The following is a 929-nucleotide window of genomic DNA, read 5'->3' as shown; positions in this document are numbered from 1 at the left end:
GGGGATAACAGGCTGATACCGCCCAAGAGTTCATATCGACGGCGGTGTTTGGCACCTCGATGTCGGCTCATCACATCCTGGGGCTGAAGCCGGTCCCAAGGGTATGGCTGTTCGCCATTTAAAGTGGTACGCGAGCTGGGTTTAGAACGTCGTGAGACAGTTCGGTCCCTATCTGCCGTGGACGTTTGAGATTTGAGAGGGGCTGCTCCTAGTACGAGAGGACCGGAGTGGACGAACCTCTGGTGTTCCGGTTGTCACGCCAGTGGCATTGCCGGGTAGCTATGTTCGGAAGAGATAACCGCTGAAAGCATCTAAGCGGGAAACTTGCCTCAAGATGAGATCTCACTGGGATCTTGAATCCCCTAAAGGGCCGTCGAAGACTACGACGTTGATAGGTTGGGTGTGTAAGCGCTGTGAGGCGTTGAGCTAACCAATACTAATTGCCCGTGAGGCTTGACCATATAACACCCAAGCAATTTGCTTCTGCAGATTGTGGTGGTGAAGACGAAAGAACCGAAAGTTCGCAACATCACAACTATCGCATATCCGAATTCGCTGGGCTGTCCATCTGGACATTCTGGCTACAGAATTTCTTGACGACCATAGAGCATTGGAACCACCTGATCCCATCCCGAACTCAGTAGTGAAACGATGCATCGCCGATGGTAGTGTGGGGTTTCCCCATGTGAGAGTAGGTCATCGTCAAGATTCATTTCGCAAAACCCCTATCTGCGCAAGCAGGTAGGGGTTTTGTCTTTAAGTAGGAACTACAGAGATTCGCGGGTACGTCCATAGGACGGGCCGGCACACAGAATTTCTTGACGACCATAGAGCATTGGAACCACCTGATCCCATCCCGAACTCAGCAGTGAAACGATGCATCGCCGATGGTAGTGTGGGGTTTCCCCATGTGAGAGTAGGTCATCGTC

3 rRNA genes are annotated in these 929 nt (G+C 52.0%); all 3 read left to right on the top strand.

What is annotated here, in order from left to right:
• Nucleotides 1–461 (top strand): 23S ribosomal RNA (locus BLX42_RS23440); the annotation flags it as partial.
• A gap of 131 nt (nt 462–592) precedes the next feature.
• Nucleotides 593–708: ribosomal RNA gene (rrf, locus tag BLX42_RS23435) — 5S ribosomal RNA — on the top strand.
• A gap of 109 nt (nt 709–817) precedes the next feature.
• A 5S ribosomal RNA gene (rrf, locus tag BLX42_RS23430) occupies nt 818–929 on the top strand; the annotation flags it as partial.

Source organism: Pseudomonas sp. SG-MS2 (assembly GCF_009933855.1).
Lineage (GTDB): Bacteria > Pseudomonadota > Gammaproteobacteria > Pseudomonadales > Pseudomonadaceae > Aquipseudomonas > Aquipseudomonas putida_E.
The sequence above is the reverse complement of the archived record's forward strand: the minus strand, read 5'-3'. Positions and strand labels throughout refer to the sequence as shown.